Annotated in this window: 16 protein-coding genes; 7 read left to right on the top strand and 9 right to left on the bottom strand. The window is 64.6% G+C overall.

The features are described 5' to 3' along the window. Positions 1–4 precede the first annotated feature (4 nt). Together parC and PIN01S_RS00240 are read left to right on the top strand one after the other, a co-directional pair. Positions 5–2,263, top strand: a complete 2,259-nt coding sequence (parC, locus tag PIN01S_RS00245; RefSeq protein ID WP_084332827.1) for a DNA topoisomerase IV subunit A — start codon at positions 5–7, stop codon at positions 2,261–2,263. Between the two features lie 166 nt (positions 2,264–2,429). Further along, positions 2,430–3,149, top strand: a complete 720-nt coding sequence (locus PIN01S_RS00240) for a PqiC family protein (RefSeq protein WP_084332826.1) — start codon at positions 2,430–2,432, stop codon at positions 3,147–3,149. 57 nt (positions 3,150–3,206) lie between these two features. Here the strand turns inward: PIN01S_RS00240 and PIN01S_RS00235 are convergent, their stop codons facing one another. Next, positions 3,207–3,755 carry a metal-dependent hydrolase gene (locus PIN01S_RS00235; RefSeq protein ID WP_084332825.1) on the bottom strand — a complete coding sequence of 183 codons (549 nt, stop codon included), beginning with the start codon at positions 3,753–3,755 and terminating at the stop codon, positions 3,207–3,209. A gap of 23 nt (positions 3,756–3,778) precedes the next feature. Further along, positions 3,779–5,269: an AhpA/YtjB family protein gene (locus PIN01S_RS00230; protein WP_084332824.1), complete on the bottom strand. Its 1,491-nt coding sequence runs from the start codon at positions 5,267–5,269 to the stop codon at positions 3,779–3,781. Positions 5,270–5,474: 205 nt separating this feature from the next. Between PIN01S_RS00230 and serB the strand changes: the two genes are divergently transcribed. After that, a complete protein-coding gene (gene serB, locus PIN01S_RS00225) occupies positions 5,475–6,686 on the top strand; it encodes a phosphoserine phosphatase SerB (RefSeq protein WP_084332823.1) in 1,212 nt (403 codons plus the stop codon). An 85-nt stretch (positions 6,687–6,771) separates the two neighbouring features. Here serB and PIN01S_RS00220 read toward each other — a convergent pair whose 3' ends face one another. From PIN01S_RS00220 to PIN01S_RS00195, 6 genes are all read right to left on the bottom strand, one after another. Beyond that, the gene (locus PIN01S_RS00220) at positions 6,772–8,841 is read right to left on the bottom strand and encodes a GGDEF/EAL domain-containing response regulator (protein ID WP_084332822.1); all 2,070 of its coding nucleotides are present in this window, start codon (positions 8,839–8,841) and stop codon (positions 6,772–6,774) included. 58 nt (positions 8,842–8,899) lie between these two features. Further along, the gene (locus PIN01S_RS00215) at positions 8,900–10,702 is read right to left on the bottom strand and encodes a cyclic-di-GMP receptor FimW-related protein (protein ID WP_084332821.1); all 1,803 of its coding nucleotides are present in this window, start codon (positions 10,700–10,702) and stop codon (positions 8,900–8,902) included. Between the two features lie 172 nt (positions 10,703–10,874). Continuing rightward, positions 10,875–11,846, bottom strand: coding sequence for an HPP family protein (locus PIN01S_RS00210; RefSeq protein WP_084332820.1), 972 nt, complete (start codon positions 11,844–11,846; stop codon positions 10,875–10,877). A 50-nt stretch (positions 11,847–11,896) separates the two neighbouring features. Continuing rightward, entirely contained in the window at positions 11,897–12,766 is an 870-nt protein-coding gene (asd, locus tag PIN01S_RS00205) for an archaetidylserine decarboxylase (RefSeq protein WP_169715770.1), read from the bottom strand. Positions 12,767–12,775: 9 nt separating this feature from the next. Further along, a complete protein-coding gene (gene rhdA, locus PIN01S_RS00200; RefSeq protein WP_084332819.1) occupies positions 12,776–13,591 on the bottom strand; it encodes a thiosulfate sulfurtransferase in 816 nt (271 codons plus the stop codon). A gap of 65 nt (positions 13,592–13,656) precedes the next feature. Beyond that, positions 13,657–15,177 (bottom strand): HDOD domain-containing protein, encoded by a 1,521-nt coding sequence (locus tag PIN01S_RS00195; protein WP_084332818.1) that lies wholly within the window; start codon positions 15,175–15,177, stop codon positions 13,657–13,659. Positions 15,178–15,293: 116 nt separating this feature from the next. Here PIN01S_RS00195 and motA point away from each other — a divergent pair, with 116 nt between their 5' ends. Beyond that, positions 15,294–16,145, top strand: a complete 852-nt coding sequence (gene motA, locus PIN01S_RS00190; protein ID WP_084332817.1) for a flagellar motor stator protein MotA — start codon at positions 15,294–15,296, stop codon at positions 16,143–16,145. 3 nt (positions 16,146–16,148) lie between these two features. Continuing rightward, on the top strand, positions 16,149–17,165 hold the full coding sequence (gene motB / locus PIN01S_RS00185; RefSeq protein WP_084332816.1) for a flagellar motor protein MotB: 1,017 nt from the start codon (positions 16,149–16,151) through the stop codon (positions 17,163–17,165). Between the two features lie 13 nt (positions 17,166–17,178). On the opposite strand, the gene rsgA is transcribed toward motB, so the two are convergent. Continuing rightward, entirely contained in the window at positions 17,179–18,210 is a 1,032-nt protein-coding gene (rsgA, locus tag PIN01S_RS00180; protein WP_084332815.1) for a small ribosomal subunit biogenesis GTPase RsgA, read from the bottom strand. Between the two features lie 111 nt (positions 18,211–18,321). Here rsgA and PIN01S_RS00175 point away from each other — a divergent pair, with 111 nt between their 5' ends. Both PIN01S_RS00175 and orn read left to right on the top strand, forming a co-directional pair. After that, positions 18,322–19,128 carry a class I SAM-dependent methyltransferase gene (locus PIN01S_RS00175; protein WP_084332814.1) on the top strand — a complete coding sequence of 269 codons (807 nt, stop codon included), beginning with the start codon at positions 18,322–18,324 and terminating at the stop codon, positions 19,126–19,128. A gap of 28 nt (positions 19,129–19,156) precedes the next feature. Continuing rightward, complete coding sequence (gene orn, locus PIN01S_RS00170) at positions 19,157–19,699, top strand: oligoribonuclease (RefSeq protein WP_084332813.1); 543 nt, start codon at positions 19,157–19,159, stop codon at positions 19,697–19,699. The last annotated feature ends 2 nt before the right edge of the window (positions 19,700–19,701 follow it).

Raw genomic sequence — 19,701 nt, 5'->3', positions numbered from 1 at the left:
GCAGATGAGCGAATCCCTCGACCTGAGCCTGGAAGGCGTGGAGCGCCGCTCCCTCGCCGATTTCACCGAGCAGGCCTATCTCAACTACTCCATGTACGTGATCATGGACCGCGCCCTGCCGCATATCGGTGACGGCCTGAAACCGGTACAGCGGCGCATTGTCTACGCCATGAGCGAGCTGGGATTGGATGCCGACGCCAAGCACAAGAAATCGGCGCGTACCGTCGGCGACGTGCTCGGCAAATTCCATCCGCATGGCGACAGCGCCTGCTACGAAGCGATGGTGCTGATGGCCCAGCCGTTCAGCTACCGCTATCCGCTGGTCGACGGCCAGGGCAACTGGGGTGCGCCGGACGATCCCAAGTCCTTCGCCGCCATGCGTTATACCGAAGCCCGCCTGTCGCGCTATTCCGAAGTGCTGCTCAGCGAACTGGGGCAGGGCACGGCGGACTGGATTCCCAACTTCGACGGCACCCTGAACGAGCCGGCGGTGCTGCCGGCGCGCCTGCCCAACCTGCTGCTCAACGGCACCACCGGGATCGCCGTGGGTATGGCCACCGACGTGCCGCCGCACAACCTGCGGGAAGTGGCTGCCGCTTGTGTCCGCCTGCTCGACGAGCCGAACGCCAGCGTGGAGCAGCTCTGTGAGCACATGCCCGGCCCGGATTTCCCCACCGAGGCGGAGATCGTTACGCCGCGCGCCGAACTGCTGAAACTCTACGAGACCGGCCGCGGCTCGGTACGCATGCGCGCGGTGTACCGCGTCGAGGACGGCGATATCGTCATCACCGCATTGCCGCACCAGATTTCCGGCGCCAAGGTGCTGGAGCAAATCGCCGGGCAGATGCAGGCGAAGAAGCTGCCGATGGTCGCCGACCTGCGCGACGAATCGGACCACGAGAACCCGACGCGCATCGTGATCATCCCACGCTCCAACCGGGTCAATGCCGAGGAGCTGATGCAGCACCTCTTCGCCACCACCGACCTGGAGTCCAGCTACCGGGTCAACATCAACATCATCGGCCTCGATGGCAAACCGCAGGTGAAGAACCTGCGCATGCTGCTGGGCGAGTGGCTGACCTTCCGCATCGGGACGGTGCGCCGGCGCCTGCAATTCCGCCTGGACAAGGTGGAGAAGCGTCTGCACCTGTTGGAAGGTTTGCTGATCGCGTTCCTCAACATCGACGAAGTAATTCGCATCATCCGCACCGAGGACCAGCCCAAGCCGGTGCTGATGGAGCGTTTTGGCCTCACCGACGTGCAGGCCGACTACATCCTCGACACCCGCCTGCGCCAACTGGCCCGGCTGGAAGAAATGAAGATCCGCGGCGAACAGGACGAACTGGCCAAGGAGCGCGACAATCTTCTGGCGCTGCTCGGCAGCGAGACCAAGCTGCGCAAGCTGGTGCGCAAGGAGTTGATCGAAGACGCCGAGACCTACGGCGACGCCCGCCGTTCGCCGCTGGTCGAGCGTATGGAGGCACGTGCCCTGTCGGAAACCGAGCTGATGCCCACCGAGCCGGTCACCGTGGTGCTGTCGGAGAAGGGTTGGGTGCGTTGCGCCAAGGGCCACGACATCGATGCGACCGGCCTTTCCTACAAGGCCGGCGATGGCTTCAAGGCGGCCGCACCGGGTCGCTCCAATCAATTCGCGGTATTCATCGATTCGTCCGGGCGCAGCTATTCGCTCGCCGCCCATTCGCTGCCATCGGCGCGGGGGCAGGGCGAGCCGCTGACCGGACGGTTGGCACCTCCGCCTGGCGCGAGTTTTGAATGCGTTTTGTTGCCTGAGGACGAAGCGCTGTACGTGATCGCCTCGGATGCCGGCTACGGCTTCGTCGTCAAGGGCGAGGACTTGCAGGCCAAGAACAAGGCCGGGAAGACCCTGCTCAGTCTGCCGACGGGGGCCAAGGTGGTCCCGCCGCAGCCGGTCGGGAATATCGAGGAAGATTGGCTGGCGGCCGTGACCACTGAGGGCCGTCTGCTATTGTTCAAGGTCTCCGACCTGCCGCAGCTGGCCAAGGGCAAGGGCAACAAGATCATCGGGATTCCGGGTGATCGGGTGGCGAGTCGCGAGGAGTATCTGACCGATCTGGCAGTGTTGCCGGCTGGCGCTACCCTGGTGCTGCAAGCGGGCAAACGCACGTTGTCGCTCAAATCGGATGATCTGGAGCATTACAAAGGTGAGCGCGGACGCCGTGGCAACAAGTTGCCGCGTGGCTTCCAGCGGGTCGATGGGCTGCAGGTGGAAACCGTGGGTTGAACCCTGCCGAACGTCTGGCATGGCCTCCGGCCGGCGTTTCAGGCTGGAGTCGTCGGGCGGTTTAGGGGATGATACGCGCCCGCACGGGGTGGACCGACGACGGTCGTGCCCCGGCGGGGAGCTGGATTTCTACTGGGCTGCCCTCCGGCAGCCTACGGCTGAGAGGATGAGTGTGGTGCGTTTTGCTCATGGTGTATTGCTGGCCGGACTGATTGGCCTGACCGGCTGTACCGCTTTTCAACCGGTACCGCTTTATCAACTGGACAGCGGCAACCCCCACGTTCCCGAGCAGAAAAGCGGCCCGGCCGTGCTGCTGGGGCCGGTAGAGATTGCCGACTATCTGAACTGCGACCTGCTGCTGCAACGCCAGGCCGATGGCAGTCTGACTGCAGCCAGACGTGCGCGCTGGGCCGGCAATCTGCCGAACGATATCGATCAACTGCTGCTGCGCCAGCTTGCCGGCCGTCTGGACAGCCAGCGTCTGGCCCTGGCACCCGCCGCGCCGGGCTTCACGCCCGAAGTGCAGGTGCAGCTTTCCATTACCCGGCTGGACTCCGGTCCGAAACAGCCTGCCGTGCTGGAAGCGCAGTGGCGTCTGCTGGACAAGCGTGGGCAACTGCGCGACACCCGTCTGGTTCGCCTGGAGGAACCGCACCAGGGAGCGCCTGCGGATCAGGTGAAGGCCCAGAGTCTGGTACTGCAGCGTCTTGCCGAGCAGCTTGCCTCCGCCATTCAACCGCTGGCGGCAGCCGAGGCCGAGGCGGCCGCGGCCGAAGAGGCGCGCAAGAATGCGGCGACCCGCACGCCGAAGAAGGTCGAGCCGACAAAGCCGCAGATTCCCATTCCGTCGCCGGTCCGGACGGACGTGGAAATCTACCGCTTCTGATCATGAAAAAGCCCGCTTCGACCAAGCGGGCTTTTTTGTTTTCCGCGGTAAAAGTGGTCAGCCTGCCGCCTCCATGGCGCGTCGTCGCCAGGCCAGGCGCATCGCCAGGCCAGTCGTTGCAATCGCCAATGAAGGTAGCCAGACCCAGCGCGCCTCCGAGAGCAGGACGGAAAGCCCGCGCGGGCTGAAGAAGCCGGAGAGGAACGGCGATACCTCGATGGGGCGCCAGGGCAGGAAATAGCGTTGCTCACTCCAGGGCCATAGCCAGGCCACGCCAAGCCCTCCGTTGGTCAGAGCATCGAGCAGGCCGTGGGAGGCGGTGGCCAGGGTTATCCACAGCCCCGCCTTGAGCGCTCCGCTATCGAGCCAGCGGCAGCAGAGTGCCGCGAAAATGCCGCAAAAAATCGCGAACAGCAGTGAATGGCTGAAACCACGATGACCAAAGGCGTCGGCATAAGCGATGCCGAACTTGAAGGCCAGGACATCGGCATCCGGCAGGCAGGCGAAAAGCATACCGGCCAGCACCAGTCGCGGAGAAACGACCCGGCTGCCGAGCGCGGCACCGAGGGCCAGGATGGGGATCGGATGGGTGATCAGCGTGGTCATGCGGCCGGTCCTTGGCGTAGAGATCAGGGGGTGTGGTTTTCGTGCATCAGCGCGAGTTGCCGTTCCAGCAGCGAAGGATAGGGCTCCAGCAGGCGCTCGACGCAACTGGCGCCTTCCGGGCTGGCGATGGCGCGGATGCGTGCCCGCTCGCGGACGAGCAGGTCTTCGCTGACGCTGCGTTCGACCAGCAGCAGGTTGCGGCTGTGCTGGGACAGCGCCAGGGCATTCTGGGCGGTTTCGCTGAGCAACAGATCGCCCTGGCTGAGATCGACCAGATCCTCGCCCTGGGTCAGGCCCAGTTGCAGTTGCAGGGTGATGCCGCTGTCGGCGACTTCGATCTGCAGGGCATGGCCGAGGGCGCGCATCAGCTCCCCGCAGCAGAGCGCGTGGGTCAGGTAGTCTTCGCCGCTATCCAGGCTGTGGAACAGCATCAGGCTGCTGCCGTCGTTCAGGGTGTGCAGCTCGCCCTGGTAAAGCGACGCAGCCTGGTCGAGGCAGCCACGGTAGCGTTCCAGCAGGTCCACCAGGCGAGCCCGTGGCAGGCGGCGCAATTGCTCCTGGGCACCCAGCTGGATGGCCAGCACCGCGCTTTTCACCGGTTCGTCGTGAATCGGCGCGGGCGCTTCGTCCTGCGGGCGCAGGTCGGCGAAGGGGTCTTCGTCGCTGTCCTCGGCTTCCAGGCGGTCTTGCGCGGGGAGCGGCTCGTCGTCGGCCAAGTCCATGGGGTGGTCGTCGTGTTCGTCGAACAACGACTCGCCGTCTTCTTCGAAGAGGTGTTCGTCTTCTTCGACGTAGTCGTCTTCCTCGACTGGCTCCGGTTTTTCCGGTACCAGGCGCGCCTGCAACTGACGGGCGAGGTCGCCGATTTCATCCTGGCGTCCGGCGCCCGGGGCAGGATCGTCGGGGTCGCGCAGCCACAGACGCAGTTGCAGCAGCGGGGTGGAGATGTGCCGGCCGAGGCGCAGGCTGAGCGAGAGGGTAAGGGCCAGCAGGATGAGGCTGAGCAGCCCCATGCTTTGCAGGCTGATGGTCATCGGCTGCTGGAATTGCTGCATGTCCAGGCTGATGCGCAGGTGCCCGGCGATCACTTCCTGAAACGTGATAGGGGTCGAATAGAGCCCTTCGGCCTCGCCCAGCAACCCTTTGCTGGGACGCGCACCGGCTTCGGCGAGGATGCGGTTGTCCACGCTGTAGATTGCCGCGTGGGCCACCAGCGGGTTCTTCACCAGATTGTTGAGTAGCACGTTGAGACTGAGGATGTCGTTGGACACCAGCAGTTCGGTGGCGGAACTGGCGGTCTGGGTGATCAGGCTCTGGCCCAGGGCATCCGCCTGCTGCTGCATGGCTTGCTTGAACTGCATGCCCATGACCCAGGCGTAGATGAGCAGGGCCAGGGCGACGAGCAGCAGGCTGTGGCTGGCGATGCGCAGGGCGATAGGCACACGGCGCTGGCGCAGGGCGTGGAAGATCAACAGGAAAAAATTGTCGGGCTTGACGGGCGCGGGCCGGTTCACAGAGCTCGGCTCTTCTCGAAGGGATTTGCCGCGCAGTATAACCACCGCCCTCCAGTGGGCAAAGCGTCGGGCTGGCCGCATTGGACATGATCGGCGCATGAAATGCACAGCCCGTTGGCTCTGCGAGCGACCGGCAGGTTCCACGGCCGTAAAACTGGCTAGAATAGGCGCCTTTTTTGTCGCTCCGCCGCCTTGGGAGGTCCTCTTGCGCGAAATCGTCCTGATCAATATCACCGGTGGCGACCGTCCCGGTCTGACGGCCGCCATCACCGGCGTGCTCGCACAGGGTGGCGTGAACATCCTCGACATCGGCCAGGCGGTGATCCACGACACCTTGTCGTTCGGCATCCTCATCGAGATTCCGCATACCGAGCAGGCGTCCACGGTGCTCAAGGATGTGCTGTTCACCGCCTACAAGCTGGACCAGCAGGTGCGTTTCACGCCGGTTTCCGAAGCCGACTACCAGCAATGGGTGAGTGGCCAGGGCAAGCCCCGCCACATCGTCACGCTGCTGACCCGCAAGGTCACGGCCGAGCAATTGCAAAGGGTCAGCTCGATCACCGCCAAGTACGGCTTGAACATCGATCACATCGACCGTCTGTCGGGGCGCATGCCGCTGGACATGCCGGCCGACCAGGGCAAGGGCTGCATCGAGTTTTCCGTGCGCGGCGAGCCGGTCGATCCGGGAGCGTTACGCGCCGAGTTCCTCAGCGTGGCCCAGGAGCTGGACGTGGACATCGCTTTCCAGCGCGATAGCGTGTTCCGCCGCAACCGCCGTCTGGCGGTCTTCGATATGGATTCCACGTTGATCGAGGCCGAGGTGATCGACGAACTGGCCAAGGCTGCTGGGGTCGGTGAGAAGGTAGCGGAAATCACCGAGCGGGCGATGCGCGGCGAGCTGGATTTCCGCGCCAGCTTCAAGGAGCGTCTGGCATTGCTCAAAGGGCTTCCGGAAAGCGTGCTGGCGGAGGTCGGTGTAACCCTGCGTCTGACCGAGGGCGCCGAAACGCTGTTCGTCGAACTCAAACGCTTGGGCTACAAGACGGCGATCCTGTCTGGCGGCTTCACCTATTTCGCTCGCCAGCTTCAGGCCAGGCTGGGAATCGACTACGTCTATGCCAATGAACTGGAGATTGTCGACGGCAAGGTGACCGGCGTGGCCGTGGAGCCCATCGTCGATGCCCAGCGCAAGGCGGATCTGCTGACCCAGTTGGCGGAAAAGGAAGGGTTGCGTCTGGAACAGACTATTGCCGTCGGCGATGGCGCCAACGACCTGCCGATGTTGGGGCTGGCCGGCCTCGGCGTCGCCTTCCGCGCCAAGCCGCTGGTGAAGCAGTCGGCCAAGCAGGCGATTTCCACCCTGGGGCTGGATGGCATTCTGTACCTGCTGGGCTTCCGCGATCGCGAAACAGAATAAGGGCAGCGATCAGCTTCAAGCGATAAGCCACAAGAAAGAGCAGCCGCCCTTACCCTGATTCGCTTGCAGCTTGCAGCTGCTCTTTTTATTCCTCCCCAGCCGAGAAGTCGTAGTCCATCGACTGGCTGGGGCCTTGCAGGTAATAGCCCTGGATGTAGTTGACCCCCGCCTGCCAGAGGGTGGCCAGTACGCTGGCGCTCTCGACGAAGGGAACGATGGTCAGCTTGGCCTGGGCATGAAGGCTGGTCAGCAGGGTCTTGAGCGCTTCCTGGTTCTCCGGCTTGGACAGGTCCTGGGAGAAGGAGCCGTCGATCTTCACGAAGTCGACGCTCAGGTGCTTCAAGGTGTTGAACGGGTTCAGGGCGCAGCCGAACTGGCTCAGGGCGACCTTGCAATGCAGTTCGGCAAGCCCTTGGGTGAGGGCCTTCGCCTGCTTGAGGTAGGCAATGGCGTCCGGCTCGCTGAATTGCAGCACCAGCGCATCCGAGGGCAGGCGGGCAGCCTTGAGCGCCACACTGAGCCACGGCAGGAGTGTCTGGTCCTGCAGGCTGGCACTAGAGAGATGCACGAACAGGCGAGTGCTGTGGCCTTTGGCGCGGTGTTCGGCGAGCAGCTTGACCGAATTGAGCACGACCCAGCGGTCGATCTTCTCGGCCAGCCCGGACTCCTTGGCGGCGCTCAGGAAATCGTTGGGGGGGACTTCTTCGCCTTGCGGATTGAGCAGGCGCAGCAGCACCTCGTAGTGCTCGTGGGTGTCGCCGCGCAGGCTGATGATCGGCTGGAACAGCAAGCGGAAGCTGTTGTTCTCCAATGCCTGCTGGACCATAGCGACGACGTTGCCGCGGTTGGCGGCGGCGGCCAATTCGTCGGCCGGATTGAACAGCTTCAGGGCGTTGCCGTCGGCCAGTTCGTCGGCGCAGCGGTGCGCGCGATCGATGACTTCCTGGGCCTTGGCGGTTTTCTCGTTGAGCCCGGCGGCACCGATCGTCAGGGTGGTCTGGATGGTTCGACCGCCGGCGTCGAACAGGTGGGCTTCCACTTTCTTCAACAGGCTGGAAAGGCCGGGAGCGGCCTGTTCGGGCGTCATGCCGGGTTGCAGCACAGTGAAAACGTCATCGCCGAAGCGGGCCAGTTGGGCGTCGCCGGCGAAGTGGGCGCGCAGCAGGTTGGCCAGGTCGGTCAGCAGCAGGTCGATGCCGGCGATACCGATGTCGGCCAATATGGCGGCGTAGCGGTCGACCCGGATGTAGCCCAGGCTCGCCGGCTGCCCGGCGTTCACCGCGCGCTCGGCGGCGGCATCCATCAGTTCGAGGAAGTGGTTGCGGTTGAACAGGCCGGTCACCAGGTCCTGGCTGCTGATTTCGCGCAGCTTTTCTTCCAGTTCGGCATTGCCGCTTTCGGTGCGGATGACGAGCTGGATGCACGGTTCGCCGTCGTAGGTGGCCGGCGAGAACGTCATGTTCGCCTGGAAGTCCTGGCCATCGGAGCGGATGCCGGAGCAGTTCAGCTCGGCATTGCCTTCGGCGCTGCGGTAGTTCTTCAGGAATTCCTTGAAGTTGCCCTGGTCGCAGCTGGCGATCAGGTCGATCAGTGGCATGCCTTCCAGCTCGTCGGCGTCTTCGTAGCCGAACAGCTCTAGGTAGGCGCGGTTGGTGTAGATGTGCATGCCGTCGTGGACGTAGGCGATCGCGTCCACGGAGCTTTCCAGCAGCAACTGGCAGCGTTTTTCCGCCTCGCGCAAGGCTACTTCGGCCGCGCGTCGGGCGCGGCGCTCTTCCAGGTTGGCCAGCTCGCGGTTGGCGACCATCACCAGGCGCTCGTCCTCGCCTTGCGGCAGGGCATCCTGGGCGCCCATGGCGAGCGCTTCGGTGATGTCGTCGGAATCGTTGCCCGCCACCAGTTGGATGAAGGGGATGTCCTTGGACAGGCGGCGGATGGTGTGGATCGCTTCGGTGGGGTCGAGGTTCTCGCCGCTGGGAGCGGCGATCAGCAGATCCCAGCTCTGTTGCAGGGCTTCGCTGAGATCCTCGCTGGAGGTCAGGCGGTGGACGCGGGTCGCGTGGCCGGCGTTACGGAACAGACTGACGAGGCGCTCGGCCTCGTTCTGCGAGTCTTCCAGAAGCAACAGTCGAATGGTTTTTTTTTCGATGGCCATAAGTCAGACCGCGCCGAACCGGGCGCGAAAAAGCGACAAAATCAGGTGTGCCGGCAATCTACAGTGACTTCCAAAGTGAGTCAAAGTCTTCCTCGCCGCTGCTCGCCTGGGTTCCTTGGGCTGTGACGGGTGTCCCTCGTTCTGTGAGTGAGCGGTCGACTTCCCGGTATTCGAACTGGCTGAAGCTGCCGGTGCTGGTCTGCCGTTGGCTGAGTACGGCGCGGCGTTCGTCGCCGTGCAGGTTGATCATGACCTTGCTGCCTTCTTGGAACGGCAGACGCGGCGTGATCAGCGTCGATGGGCGGGAAATCGCGCTGATTTCCGGCAGCAGCAGAGCGCGCAGGTATTGGCTGCTCTGTTCGGTCTTGCGTACCAGTTGCAGGCCGCAGGGCTGTGCCTGGGGAGCGATCAGCTCGATCCCCATCTGCGTGCCGCCGCCGCGTACCTGCCTGATCCAGCGCACCACGGCGACGCTCCAGTCCTGGCCCGGGGTGTCCTGGACGCCGAGCAGCTCGCCGGCTTGCAACTGGCCCGGCACTTCCTTGGGCCATGCCAGGCAATAGCCTCCCGGGCTGTGATTGACGATGGGCAACTCGTAGGTGGGATGGTTCTCCTCCTGGCCAGCGTTCGACACGGTGGCAGTGCCGGGTTTTTCCACCTTGTACTCGATTTCCTCCAGCGGCAGGCCGGCCTCCCATTGGGTCTGCGGCTGGGCATCGAAGGCCTTGCTCCAGATGTCCGGGCCGCCGGTGACTGGCTTGAATTGCACCGGCTGGGCTTCCTGCTTGAGCACGTCGGCGAAAGGCCGGCGGCCGGCCAGGAAGTAGTGCAGGGCGGTCATGCCGATGCACAGCGTCAGCGTGCCCTGGCCGGGATTGCGCTGGAAGGTGCGTTCGGAAATGTCGCCCCAGGCCGAGCTGAGGTGCTGCAGCAGGTCCAGGCTGAACCCTTCCGGCACCTGAAGCCGTGCCTTGGGGCGATCCTCGGGAGTGAGCAGCAGGTATTCCTTGATGGCGTCGACCAGCGGCTCGGGGTTCATGCCGAGCAGGTTGTCGCGGGGTTCGTTCTGGAACAGCGACCGGTAGCGCGGCGGCCCGTCCACCTGGGGCGCGACGAGGAACAGGCTGGTGGGGGCATCGGGGCTTTGCAGGCGCGCCAGGCTGCACCAGATTTCCAGCATATCGGCCAGGCGGGCGATGCCCTGTTGGCGCATCTGGTTGCAGCGGGCGCAGCCCAGCAGCAGGGCGACGAGATAGGTCTGTTCGACGCTCAGTCCCTGGGTATGGCGAGCCAGCGGATCGCGTACCACCAGCCGGTGCAGATCGTGGCTGCGGGCGATCTGGTAGATCTGGTGCAATTCCAGCCAGAGGCCTTCCGGCACCGGGCAATACAACTGGTTGGAGCGCACCAGTGGGCCGCACAGGCTATGGCTGGCGCGTTGCAGGGCGATGGTGAGCAGTTGGGCGCGCTCGCGGGTGAAGCGCTGCGCCGTGCGGGAAATGATCAGCTTGTAGCCGAGCGCCAAATGGTTCTGCAGGGCCTGGCAAAGGTTGGCGACCTTGCGCGGGCGGTCGTCGAGCACGATGGCCTGGTTGAGAAAGTGCCGTTCCAGATGCTGGCAGACGAAGTGCACCTCGGGACGTAACAGTTCCAGCAACTGCAGCCGGTTGGTGCTTGGCGTCACCAACTGATTGAGCTCGACCAGCCCCTGGTAGAGCTGGCGGGCAGTTTCCCCGATATTGGCCTTCGGCAGCCCATCCAGCCAGCGCTTCAGGTCGCGAGGCGTTGCGTCGCAGAAAGACAGGCTCGGCTGGGTGGGAGTGGGGACGCGTAGCAGCAGGTGAGGGCTCTGTTTATCCATGTAGATTTGGACGCTCCTCGGCCTCAGTGTGTGACCGCTGTCTAAAAGGATTTCCGAAACTCTAGCAGCATCACACTTGACTCGCAGCCATTTGATGGTGGCCTCGTGACATCTTGCCGCTGTCTGCGGCCTGCTTTTTCGACTCCTCCCGACGCGTTCCCGTTCCGGCCCCTCAGCGTTGCGCGGCACGTTGGGCGGATTCTTCCGGGGTGACCCGAATCCAGCCCTTGCCTTCCGTGGCCACGGCATGGGCAGCCCAGTTGGCCATGTCCAGGCGCCGGCAGACGCCGGTATTGCCCTGGCCGGCGCCGGCCACCACTTTGTAGATCACCAGGTCGCGCCGGCCGCGCTGCTTCGGTGCGTCGTCGATCACCTGGCGCACGGCCCAGCCGGCACCTGCCAGAGCATTGCTGTAGCAGGCGCCGAGCAGGATGTCGTCCGCTTCGAGGCGTTGCGCGCGGGCGTGCTGTTCGGCCAGCTGCATGATTTCCAGGAGGTCGTCGAACTGGATATCGATGTAGGAGTCGACCTGGCGCAGGGCGTGGTAGAAGTCTTCCGGCGCCATGCCGGACGGCGCTTTCGGCGGCTCGGGCAGGCGCGCCAGGGCCACCGGGTAGCGGCGCCAGGGAAACAGGCTGTTGAAGAGGAAGGCGGCGAGCAGAATCACGCTGACGTTCATCAGCACCGGCAGGAGCACGAAGTTGAAGCCGAGGTCATGGATCACCGGCCCGCCGACCACGGCGGTCAGGGCAGTGGCTCCGCCCGGTGGGTGGATGCAGCGGGCGTAATGCATGGCCAGGATTGACAGCGCCACGGCCAGGGCCGGTGCCAGCGGGCTGTCCGGGAGCCAGCGGGCGCAGGCCACGCCAATCACGGCGGAAAGGCATTGACCGCCGAGTACCGCCCAAGGCTGCGACAGTACGCCATGGGGCACGGCGAACAGCAGGACGGCACTGGCGCCCATGGAGGCGACGACCCAGAGTGCGGCTTCGCTGGGCAACAGCCAGTGGGTCACGGCATAAATCAGCCCGATGCCGCAGAAGGCGCCCAGGGCCGACAAGGTTTTTTCCAGGTGACTGGTGGCATTGGCGCGCCAGCCGAACACATGCAGCAGGCGCGCCCAGAAGGTGGCGAGTACGGTCATCGTCGAGTGCTTGCGGATTCGTTCGCCGGGCGGCCGGAGCCGCCCGACGGTCAGACGGAGCGGGTCTGGCCCAGGCATTCGCCCATGCGGACAGGGCTCAAGGCGGCGAGGCTTTCGGTCCAGCGGACCTGATCGGGGCCGAACAGCAGGATCACCGTGGAACCCAGTTTGAAGCGGCCCATTTCCGCGCCTTTTTCCAGCTGGATCGGGGCACGGGCGGCTTCGTCGTAGCGGAAGGTTTTGAGTTCGCGCTTGGGCGGCGTCACCAGACCGGCCCAGACCGTCTCGATGCTGGCGACGATCATGGCGCCCACCAGCACCATCGCCATCGGCCCGCGCTCGGTATCGAACAGGCAGACCACCCGTTCGTTGCGGGCGAACAGCTCCGGCACGTTCTGCGCGGTGACAGTGTTCACCGAGAAGATGCGCCCTGGCACGTAGATCATCTCGCGCAGGGTGCCGGCCAGTGGCATGTGAACGCGGTGGTAATCCCGCGGCGACAGGTAGATGGTGGCGAAGTCGCCTCCCATGAAGGGCGCTGCGCGTTCGGCGTCGCCGCCCAGCAGTTCGAGCACGCTGAAGTTGTGGCCCTTGGCCTGGAAGATGCGGCCGCTCTCGATCGGGCCGAGCTGGCTCATGGCGCCGTCGGTGGGGCAGAGGATGGCGTTGGGCGTCGAGTCGAGCGGACGCGCGTCGCTCTTCAGGGCCCGGGTGAAGAAGGCGTTGAAGTGCTCGTAGGCGGTGAGGTCTTCGACCAGGGCCTGGCTCATGTCGACGTCGAAATGCCGGGCGAACCACTTGATGAAGGGGTTCTTGATCCAGGGGATGCGGCATTCGGCGAGGCAGCCGGCCAAGCGCGACACCAGGTGATGCGGCAGCAGGTACTGGCTGAGGATGAACAGGCGATCTTTGATGGACATGGCGATTCCTTAGACCTCGACCGGGGTGTCGGGATGGTTGCCCCACTCCGACCAGGAGCCGGCGTAGCCTTTCACGCGCGGATAACCGAGCGCCTTGGCCACCAGGTAGGTGAAGCCGGAGCGGTGGTGGGTCTGGCAGTGGGTGATGATTTCTTTGTCAGCGGTGATGCCCAGGGCGTTCAGCACGTCGGCGATGTCTTCGCGGATACGCAGGGACCGGCTCGGGTCCATGCCGGCGGTCCACTCGAAGTTGATCGCGCCGGGCACGTGGCCGCCTTTTGCCGTGAGAACCTTCTCGCCCCGGTATTCGCCGGGAGCGCGCGCATCCCAGACCGCCAGGTCGGCAGCACCGAGGCGGCTTTGCAGGTATTCGCGGGTGGCGGTGGGCTCGTCATGCAGGGTCAGCGGCAGCGGGCCGCCGACTGGCGCCGGGACCTCGCGGGACAGCTCGCGGCCGTCGGCGAGCCAGGCGTGCAGCCCGCCATTGAGGTAGTGGTAGCGACCGTGGCCGATTACGTCGAGCAACCAGATGAAACGCCCCGCCCAGCCGCCGCCTTCGTCGTCATAGACCACGTAGACCGCATCCGGACGATGGCCCAGTTCGCCGAACAGGGCTTCCAGTTGCGCTTGCGGCGGCAGCAGGCCGGGCGCCGGCGGTTGGCCCAGTTGGGTGCGCTTGGGGTCGACGAAACGGGCTCCGGGGATATGCCCTTCGGCATAGCGGGCCGGGCTGGTCAGGTCCACCAGGATCAGCTCCGGCGCCTGGAGGCGCACAGCCAGATCGGCTGGCTCGATGACCAGCGGCAAGGATGAGAAGGCGGACATTCGGGCCTCCGGAAGTCAAAGAGGGTGGATTGTAACGGAAAGCGCCGCGGATGCAGCCGCGGCTGTCAGCGGCTACGCCGGGCGAAGGCGCCCAGGGCGCGTTCGATACACTGCGCGGTCTTGGTGAAAGCCTGCAGGGTAACTTCGGCGAAAGGCGCGCCGTTCTGGTCGGCGACCAGCAGCATCACGACGCGTCCATTGTTCGCCAACGAGCGCAGCAGCATCTGATCGCCGGAAAACAGCGACTTGAGGTTGCCGGGCAGCATTGCGGAGAACTGCGCGGTATTGGTCGGAGTCAGGCGCAGTTGCCCGGGTTCGCCAAGCAGCCGGCGCAGGACCTGACTTTGTGCCGGGTCCAGAGACAGGCCGAGCGCCTGCCGCGGCAGACCGGCGATGAACTGGGCCTGCAGACGGCTGTGCTGGCGGTCGGCGAGCAGCAGCAGGATCCGCTTCAGGCCGCAGGCTTCCAGTGCGGCGCCGGCGCAGGCGGTGAGCTGCGGCACGTTGGTGAAGGGCGTCGGGTCCTGCAGCAATTGTGCGCACTGCTTGCGCCATTCGCCCAGGGCGTCGGATGTGGGGATGGGGGCCATTGCCGGCTGGGGATTCAGGTGTCGGGCGTTCCAGGGCCAGAGCAGGGCCTCGGCGGGATGCCAGAGTCCCAGTTCGGCATGCTGCCGTGCGCTTTGTGCCGCCTGCTGATGGATCGCCTGCTGTACGTCACCCAGTGGTAATTGCAGATAGAGCCCGGCCAGGCGTTGCCAGCGCAGCAGATGCGGACTGTCCCAGGCCTGATGGGCGGACAGTGCGAGGCCGTTGGCCAGCAGGATGGTATTGGCCGGCTGGGTCAACCAGCGCCGCAGCGGCGGGTCGTCGTCGAGCCGGTGCTGCTGTTGCAGGGGATGTTCGTTGTCGCGGGCGATGTGCAGGGCCTTGACCAGCAGTCGGTGATCGTTGGCCAGCAGGCGGTATCCCTGGATGATCCAGTCCGGCAATCGCCAGCGCTCGGCCAGTGTGAGGCACAGTGGCAGCAATGCCGTACCGAACAGATCATGCTCCACCTTGGTGGCCGGTTCGCCCTTGGCCATGACACGCTGCTCCCAGGTTTCGAGCAGGTGTGGCTGGGCGGCCGCCAATGGCCAGAGCGGTGCGAGAAACAGCAGGCTGCCCCAGTGAATCTCCTGCCAGAGCCGCGCCAGTCGTGCTGCGAACAGTCCATTGGCCTGTTGCGTGGCGTGCTGGCTGATCAGTTGCAATTGGCGCAGGGCGCTAGGGATTTCCGTATGGGGGCGGGCCGGCAGCCGTTGCAGCAAGGTTTCGGCGCGTTTCAGGCCGAGGCGGGTGAGGGCGACTTCGAGACTTTCCGCGGGTTCGCCGAGCTGGCTGCCATGGCTGTTGGCTTCGCGCAGAACGACCAGCGCCATGGCTGGCGTGTCCTGCAGCAGATCGGCGATCTCGCGCAGCGAGCGACGGCTGTCGCCAAGCGCCCTGAGCACTTGCGCATGGTTTTCCTCGGAAATCGGCAGGCGTACCGCATCCAGGTATTTGACCCAGGCATCGAGGCTGCGCGGTAGGGACTGAGGTGTCATGCAGAGGGCGCCAACTGGCTTTTCGTCCGATCAGCCTATAGTCTGGCGCATAAGTTCCGATAATTAGAAGGGTCATTTTTAAAACCCTTTCTTCTGGCTCTGTTAGCAACCTCCTTATGGCAAAAATCATCGGCATCATCGTCGTGTTCGCCAGCGTGCTGGGCGGATACGTGCTTTCCCACGGCAAGATCGGCGCGCTGATCCAGCCTTTCGAAGTCATGATCATCGGCGGTGCCGCACTGGGGGCCTTCCTGCAGGCCAACCCGGGCTACATGTTCATGCATGTCTTCAAGAAGTCGCTGAAGATGTTCGGCAACCGCTTCACCCACGGCTTCTATCTGGAAGTGCTGGGGATGCTCTACGAAATCCTCAACAAGAGCCGCCGGGAAGGGATGATGGCCATCGAGGCGGACATCGAGGACCCCAACGCCAGCCCGATTTTCAGCAAGTACCCGGGGGTGCTGAAGGACGAGCGGATGACCGCCTACATCTGCGATTACCTGCGCATCATGTCGTCCGGCAACATGGCGCCCCATGAGCTGGAGGGGCTGTTCGACATGGAACTCGCCACCCTCAAGGAAGAACTCGAACACCCGGCGCACGCCGTGAACCGTATCGCCGACGGCCTGCCCGGCTTCGGTATCGTCGCCGCCGTATTGGGGATCGTGGTGACCATGGCCTTGCTGGGCGAGGTGGCGCAGGCCGAACTCGGCGTCCACGTCGGTGCGGCGCTGGTCGGTACCTTCCTCGGTATTCTTGCCGCCTACGGCTTTTTCGGTCCGCTGTCGGTCTCGCTGGACCACGACGCCAAGGAAGAACTCAACCTGTACGAAGCGATCAAGGCGACCCTGGTGGCTTCGGCGTCGGGCATGCCGCCGTCGCTGGCGGTGGAGTTCGGGCGCAAGGTGCTGTTTTCCCTGCATCGGCCGAGTTTCAGCGAGCTGGAGCAGACGGTTCGCGGTCGTTGAGTCATGGATAACAATCAGCCGATCATCGTAAAACGGGTCAAGAAGACCGTAGGCGGCCACCACGGTGGCGCCTGGAAGATCGCCTTCGCCGACTTCGCCACGGCGATGATGGCGTTCTTCCTGGTCCTCTGGCTGATGTCCGCCGCCACGCCGGAGCAGAAGAAGGTGATTTCCGGCTACTTCAAGGACCCCATCGGTTTCACCGAAAGCGCCAGCCCCTATGTCATCGACCTGGGCGGCACGCCGACGCCTGCGCCGGACAAGACGCTCAACCCCGAGCTGGACAGTTCCGAAGCGCAGAAGGATATCGAGATCAGCGAAGACCAGGTCGAGACCATGGCCGAGCAGATCGAGCACGAACGGCTCGAACTGCTGTTGCAGGAGTTGCAGAACAAGGTCGAGCAGAACCCGGAACTGCAGCGTTTCAAGGATCAGATCCTGTTCGAGATCACCCAGGACGGGCTGCGCATCCAGATCATGGATGCCGAGAACCGGCCGATGTTCGCCCTCGGTAGCGCCCAGTTGCAGCCGTATTTCGAAGACATCCTGCTGGCCATGGCCGAGACCATCAAGGCGGTGCCGAACAAGATCAGCATCAGCGGGCACACCGATGCCAAACCGTTCGCCGGACGGGGCGATTTCGGCAACTGGGAGCTGTCGTCCAATCGCGCCAACGCGGCGCGGCGTGCTCTGATCGCTGGAGGTTATCCGGACGAGCAGGTGGCGCGGGTGGTGGGCTACGCTTCGTCGGCGTTGTTCGACCGCGAAAACCCGCTGAACCCGGTCAACAGGCGCATCGACATCATCGTGCTCACCAAGCGCGCCCAGCGGGAGATCGAAGGGGAGCAGGACAGCGGTCAGGAGGGCCAGGAGGCGACGCCGCCGGCCGATGCCGGTGCGGGCGTGGAATCCCCTGCACCGACTTCTCCCGACGGGCCGATGCAGCCGCGCGAGCTGCGGCAGAAGCTGAATATCTTCGAGGAGGGGGTGCTCAAGTTCGAGTCGGTGGAAGGGCAGTAGCGCTCGCCTCGGATCAGTATTCGGGCTCCGGCAGGCTGGCGATGATGTGCCGATAGCTGGACATGCGCTGCGGTTGGACGCGGCCATCTTCCACCGCTTTGAGCAGGGCGCAGCCGGGTTCGCGGTCGTGCTTGCAGTCGCGGAAGCGGCAGGTGCCGAGCAGGTCGCGGAATTCGATGAAGCCCGCTTCGACGTCATCGCGGCTGACATGGCCGAGGCCGAATTCGCGAATGCCGGGGGAGTCGATCAGCTCGCCGCCGCCGGGGAAGTGGAACAGTCGGGCAGTGGTGGTGGTGTGGGTGCCCTTGCCGGTGATTTCCGAGAGCGCGCCGACACGGGTGTCGATGCCTGGCAGCAGACTGTTCACCAACGACGACTTGCCCACGCCGGACTGTCCGACAAAGACGCTGACATGCCCGTCCAGTTTGGTCTGCAGATCGGCCATGCCGCCGCCCTGATGCGCGGACACCTCCAGCAGGGGATAGTCGAGCTGCCGGTAGACATTCAGCAGCGCGTCCAGCGATGCGGCGTTTTCCTCGTCCACCAAATCGGCCTTGTTCAGCAGCAGCAGCGGGCTGATGCCCGCGTGTTCGGCGGCGATGAGGTAACGATCGATCAGATTGGCGTGGGGTTCCGGACGCGGCGCGAAGACGATCACGATCTGGTCGACGTTGGCCGCCACCGGCTTGAGCAGGCCACGCATGTCCGGCCGGCACAGCTCGGAGGTGCGCGGCAGTTGCGCCACGATCACTCCGTCGCCTTGGTTGCCGGGACGCCAGACCACGCGGTCGCCGGTCACCAGGGTCGGCAGGTTGGCGCGCAGATGGCAGCGGAACACCTGGCCGGCCTGCTCGCCTTCTTGCGCCTCGACTTCCACCTGCACGCCGAAATGGGCGATCACCAGGCCGGTCTGCTCGGGGCCGAGATCGCCGCCCTCCAGCTCTTCGAGGGCGCGCGACTCGCGTTTGGCAGCGCGGGCGGCGCGTTCTTCCTGGATTTTCTCGATGCGCCAGCTTTGCCGGCGACTGAGGTGGCGTTTGGCCATTTGGCGTCCGAGTGAGGTGAACGAAAAAGCGGCAGCGAGTTTAGCATGGGCCATTGCGGGCGGCGGTCCCGGCTTGGCTACACTGGCGCCGAACCATTCGAGGGCCCCAGGATGATCGCGCGGCTGCGCAATAGATTTCCGGCCTTGCTGGCGTTGCTTTGTCAGCTTGTCGCCGTGGCGCTGGTATTCGCCTGTCTGCAACTGCTTTCCGGGATGTCCGGCTGGCGCCCCACGCTGATGCAGGCGGCGCTGGCCCAGGGCGCGCTTGCTGCTGGGCTGGGTGTTTGGCTGGGGCTGTCGCGCTGGTGGCTGCCGATCAATCTGGTCTTCGTGCCGGGGCTGGTGCTGGCGATAACCTCGGCGTTGCCGCCCTGGGCCTATCTCTTGGGGTTTCTCTTTCTGTTGCTGGTCAACTGGAACAGCTTTGGCGAGCGGGTGCCGTTGTATCTCAGCGGCAAGGAGTGCGAGCGGAAACTGGGCGAGTTGCTCGCCGGGCAGCCGCCGGGGTTCGCTTTCGTCGACCTCGGTTGTGGGTTGGCCGGGACCCTGTGCCGTCTGGCGAAGCGGTATCCCAAGGGGCATTTCGTCGGGGTCGAGACAGCGCCCCTGGTCTTCCTGGTGGCCTGGTTGCGCAGCCTGCCGCTCGGCAACTGCCGGGTGCGCTATCTGAGCCTGTGGAAAACCGATCTGGTGGCCTTCGACGTCGTTTATTGCTTCCTCTCTCCGGCGCCGATGGCAGCGCTGTGGCGCAAGGCGCAGGCGGAAATGCAGCCGGGTGCGTTGCTGGTCAGCAATTCGTTCGCCGTTCCCGGAGTGGCGCCCTCGGAGGAAATCCCGCTGGAGGACTGGCGGCAGTCGCGCCTGTTGGTCTGGCGGATGGATGGCGCAGTGCCTGCTGGGCTCGAAGAAAACCGCTAAACTGCGCACCTAGCCGAGGAGTACCCCCATGCAGAACCCGCAGAACCTGATCTGGATCGACCTCGAGATGACCGGTCTCGACCCCGATCGTGACGTCATCATCGAAATGGCCACCATCGTTACCGACAGCGACCTGAACGTGCTTGCCGAAGGGCCGGTGATCGCCATCCACCAGAGCGATGAGATTCTCGCGGGCATGGATGAGTGGAACACCCGGACCCACGGACAGAGCGGGCTGACCCAGCGCGTGCGGGAGAGCTGCATCGATACCGCGCAGGCCGAGGCGATGACGCTGGAATTCCTGGAAAAGTGGGTGCCGAAGGGCAAATCGCCGATCTGTGGCAACAGCATCTGCCAGGATCGCCGCTTCCTCTATCGCCGGATGCCGAGGCTGGAAGCCTATTTCCACTACCGCAATCTGGATGTCTCTACCCTCAAGGAGTTGGCCGCCCGCTGGGCGCCGCAGGTTCGCGACAGCTTCAAGAAAGGCGGCGTGCACTTGGCATTGGACGACATTCGCGAGTCGATCGCGGAACTCCGCCACTACCGCGAGCACTTCATCAAGTACTGATC

Origin of the sequence: Pseudomonas indica NBRC 103045 (assembly GCF_002091635.1) — a bacterium.
Classification (GTDB): domain Bacteria; phylum Pseudomonadota; class Gammaproteobacteria; order Pseudomonadales; family Pseudomonadaceae; genus Pseudomonas_M; species Pseudomonas_M indica.
This window is presented reverse-complemented; position numbering and strand designations above follow the sequence as displayed.

Coding starts and splice junctions, on each gene's coding strand:
- motA (WP_084332817.1), top strand. CDS start 15,294: ATGGCAAAAATCATCGGCATCATCGTCGTGTTCGCCAGCGTGCTGGGC.
- PIN01S_RS00195 (WP_084332818.1), bottom strand. CDS start 15,177: ATGACACCTCAGTCCCTACCGCGCAGCCTCGATGCCTGGGTCAAATAC.
- rhdA (WP_084332819.1), bottom strand. CDS start 13,591: ATGTCCGCCTTCTCATCCTTGCCGCTGGTCATCGAGCCAGCCGATCTG.
- motB (WP_084332816.1), top strand. CDS start 16,149: ATGGATAACAATCAGCCGATCATCGTAAAACGGGTCAAGAAGACCGTA.
- PIN01S_RS00175 (WP_084332814.1), top strand. CDS start 18,322: ATGATCGCGCGGCTGCGCAATAGATTTCCGGCCTTGCTGGCGTTGCTT.
- PIN01S_RS00235 (WP_084332825.1), bottom strand. CDS start 3,755: ATGACCACGCTGATCACCCATCCGATCCCCATCCTGGCCCTCGGTGCC.
- PIN01S_RS00210 (WP_084332820.1), bottom strand. CDS start 11,846: ATGACCGTACTCGCCACCTTCTGGGCGCGCCTGCTGCATGTGTTCGGC.
- PIN01S_RS00215 (WP_084332821.1), bottom strand. CDS start 10,702: ATGGATAAACAGAGCCCTCACCTGCTGCTACGCGTCCCCACTCCCACC.
- PIN01S_RS00240 (WP_084332826.1), top strand. CDS start 2,430: ATGAGTGTGGTGCGTTTTGCTCATGGTGTATTGCTGGCCGGACTGATT.
- rsgA (WP_084332815.1), bottom strand. CDS start 18,210: ATGGCCAAACGCCACCTCAGTCGCCGGCAAAGCTGGCGCATCGAGAAA.
- PIN01S_RS00220 (WP_084332822.1), bottom strand. CDS start 8,841: ATGGCCATCGAAAAAAAAACCATTCGACTGTTGCTTCTGGAAGACTCG.
- parC (WP_084332827.1), top strand. CDS start 5: ATGAGCGAATCCCTCGACCTGAGCCTGGAAGGCGTGGAGCGCCGCTCC.
- asd (WP_169715770.1), bottom strand. CDS start 12,766: ATGTCCATCAAAGATCGCCTGTTCATCCTCAGCCAGTACCTGCTGCCG.
- orn (WP_084332813.1), top strand. CDS start 19,157: ATGCAGAACCCGCAGAACCTGATCTGGATCGACCTCGAGATGACCGGT.